Below are 3,175 nucleotides of genomic sequence, written 5' to 3'. Positions count from 1 at the left end.
GAAGCGGATGCATCAGATGAAGGGATCAAACTCAAAAAGGTATTTTCCGATGATAATAAAATTATGTTTCAATTGCATCATTCCATCAGTAACCCTTTAGTTATGTCACCTGCAATCGATTATATAGTATGCGGTACGTTTTACAAGGATGGACAGTTCGAACTTGTCGGCATCCACGACCAAGCTCCCCATCATGAAGTCTATCTAAAAGCAGCTGGTACCGAAGACTGGGAGCCCATCCATCGAGTTGAGAGCAAGGGGCTTGAGATGATGGCTAGTACACTTGCAAATCAATATTGGCGTTACTCCACTTTTACCTCATAATTAAAAAAGAACGGAAAAGCATCCAGTTGCTTTCCGTTCTTTTTCTTATTAATCTATACTGCCTGCGTTCACTGAAAAGTGAAAAGAAAGAAAACGGCTCCTATAAGAACCGTTTCCTAATATTCGGCGGTGGCAGCATGCAGCTTTCCTTTTGCCCAAACCATTTATATCGATTTTTGGCAATCAGGTCATAAACAATATTCCTTATTGGACTCGGAATGATGATAAAACCGTATAGCATTTTCCATGCCCCTTGCAAGTGGCGGCTGACTCTTAGCGCCGCCGTCGATTTATAATATACCTTATCATCTTCAATTAAAATCATGCTGTCTACATCGGCAGGAACATTGTGTTTCTTCACCAGATTCTGCCCAGCTTCACTCTGCAGAGAAGCAAACTGAAAAATCCCTTCTGGATCCCGATTTAAAATAAACTGGACACTCGCATCACAGAAGTTGCATACTCCGTCAAACAGAATAACAGGATGCATCGAACATCCCTCCTAGTATCAGACTTGGTTAAATCCTATACTATATCTTTTATCCTCTAGAATGATAATAAAACAAATAAAATCATTCGTTTTTCTATTAACTTGTTTCAATCGTATATATACATAACACCCACTATCATACGTACCGCCCTAACTCCATGCAACTGTTATTTCCTTTTAGACACATTAATCATTTTTTCAATAATGATTTTAAAATCTTCCTCATTGGGATAATGGGCAGAGTTTTCAAGTGTAATAAACTCTTTGTCTCCCTGTACCTCTAATTGGTTATAAAAGTCGAGTGATAAATCATAGTTAGTTAGCTTATCATGTTTCCCCTGGAATATATATATTGGTGAATATACTCTCCTAATAGTTTGTAGATCCACTTCTTGTTGAATCTCTTTTTGCAATTCTTTGGCTGTAAACAAGCTGAATTTCGCACCACTCACGAGGACGCTATAAATATCTTTCAACGTATAGTCAGGACTGATAAATATAGGTTTTACATAGTTAAGTATATTTGCCTTTTTTACCTTTTCATCGCTGTAATTATCTCCGCCAAATTGGCTGATATACTTGCTGAATTTCTCTTCTTTTTCTATCGTGTATGGTGGCTCGCCAAATGATGCCAGATCTTCCTTCAGCTTCTTGTCATTCTTTTTAACTGCAATATCCCATAACCACTCTGTAGATAACCTTTGATTTTCAGCATTATTAACAAATTGGGATATACCAAAATAGCCCTTAATTTTTTCGGGATGTTCTTCAACGATCTTCATTCCGATAATCGATCCCCAGGACATTCCAGATAAATAAATCATGTCTTGATCGAACCGTTCAGTCAGATAATCAATAATCTGTTTCGTATCGTCCACAAATTGATGTACATTCATTGTTTCAATTGGAATATCCTTATGATAGCTCTTGCCAGCACCCCTTTGATCATAATAGACTGCAATAAAGTTCTCCGCAAGATCAGGATAGACGCCTCTTGAACTTACCCCGAATGGAATTGGCTGACCAGGACCGCCATGTAAAAACAAAATAATTGGCCTATCTGTACTTTTACTTTCAATGAAAATAAATTGTTTTGTGCCATTCACATGTAATTCAACTAACTCCGCTATACCTCCCTCCTTAATCGCATTTTGACTTTTACGCAGAGTGTTATTTTTCAAAAAATATCGCAGTAACATGAAAGTTAAAATAACCAGGATGATAACAATAATAAGTACCCCAAGAACCTTCCCCAACTTTAATCCCCCATTTTATATCTAAATTACTGTTGATCTCATTTTAATATAAGATCATTTCTCTATATACCATTATTTTCTAATCCCGCCTGACAAAAAATTGATGTCTTTACGGTTCTGTCAGAACGAGATATCTACATTCTTTATGAATTTTTCAATTTTTCGATACCATTTTCTATTAACGCAAATCCCCAAAGTTGCCTTGGTGCTACAAACTCACTTACACTAAATCAGGAAATAGATAAAAGGATTCTATGTACGCATTGAATGGCTACGACAGACGGAAAAACATATAATAGAAAAAAAGAAAGAAAAGAGGAAAAGGAATGGATGAAGAAACAAAGATGTGTTCTGCATCGAAAGTAATAAAGACAAGCAGGGTGTTTCCCCTCGATACAAACAACCATGGAACGCTTTACGGAGGAAAATTGATGAGTATGATTGATGATGTTGCGTCAATATCTGCATCCCGCCATGCAAGATGCGACATTGTCACGGCATCGACTGATTCAGTCGACTTCCTGATCCCCATACAAAAGGATCATTCTGTTTGCCTCGAATCATTTGTGACATGGGTGGGAACATCATCAATGGAAGTATTTGTAAAAGTCATATCTGAAGACCTAATGACAGGTGAAAGAAAACTTGCAGCTACTTCATTCCTGACGTTTGTTGCCCTGTCAAAAGAAGGCAAGCCTGTATCTATCCCAAAAGTCGTCCCTAGTACACAAGAGGAAATCATGCTTCATGAAAGTGCGGCAGAGAGAGCCGAAAACAGGAAAAAGAGAAGGAAAAAAAGCAGGGAACTTGCTAAGAAAATGGATATAGAGCTTCCATGGTAGTAGAAAGCATCCCATTCAACTGACTTGCTGAAGGAACCTACCCGAAAAGGTTGGGTTCCTTCTTATTTTAGGTAGTCGACTAGATTTGCAGGCTTGTTTTCGCGTTAAACTGTCTATCATCATGCTCTTTCCAAAAGGAATAAAGTAAAATCAGACGCAAAAAGCAAAGATATTCACCAGCAAGTCTATGAATGGACCGAAAAAATGCGAGCCATAAAGAAGGAGCGCGGTGATATATGGTAAATTAGCAGATGGTTCTCAGG

4 protein-coding genes are annotated in these 3,175 nt (G+C 37.9%); 2 read left to right on the top strand and 2 right to left on the bottom strand.

Going from position 1 to position 3,175, the window contains the following annotated elements:
* On the top strand, positions 1-324 hold a 324-nt coding region (locus WB217_RS09565), incomplete at its 5' end, for a DUF3238 domain-containing protein (RefSeq protein ID WP_423992859.1).
* Positions 325-424: 100 nt separating this feature from the next.
* On the opposite strand, the gene WB217_RS09560 is transcribed toward WB217_RS09565, so the two are convergent.
* Positions 425-814, bottom strand: coding sequence for a thiol-disulfide oxidoreductase DCC family protein (locus tag WB217_RS09560; RefSeq protein ID WP_423992857.1), 390 nt, complete (start codon positions 812-814; stop codon positions 425-427).
* Positions 815-981: 167 nt separating this feature from the next.
* Positions 982-2,070 carry an alpha/beta fold hydrolase gene (locus WB217_RS09555; protein ID WP_423992855.1) on the bottom strand — a complete coding sequence of 363 codons (1,089 nt, stop codon included), beginning with the start codon at positions 2,068-2,070 and terminating at the stop codon, positions 982-984.
* A 326-nt stretch (positions 2,071-2,396) separates the two neighbouring features.
* Between WB217_RS09555 and WB217_RS09550 the strand changes: the two genes are divergently transcribed.
* Complete coding sequence (locus WB217_RS09550; protein ID WP_335429719.1) at positions 2,397-2,912, top strand: acyl-CoA thioesterase; 516 nt, start codon at positions 2,397-2,399, stop codon at positions 2,910-2,912.
* Positions 2,913-3,175 lie beyond the last annotated feature (263 nt).

This window comes from Mesobacillus sp., assembly GCF_049588175.1.
GTDB lineage: Bacteria > Bacillota > Bacilli > Bacillales > Cytobacillaceae > Mesobacillus.
This window is presented reverse-complemented; position numbering and strand designations above follow the sequence as displayed.

Bases quoted from the DNA above. Each gene is read 5' to 3' on its own strand.
- WB217_RS09560 (WP_423992857.1), bottom strand. From the start codon at position 814: ATGCATCCTGTTATTCTGTTTGACGGAGTATGCAACTTCTGTGATGCG.
- WB217_RS09550 (WP_335429719.1), top strand. From the start codon at position 2,397: ATGGATGAAGAAACAAAGATGTGTTCTGCATCGAAAGTAATAAAGACA.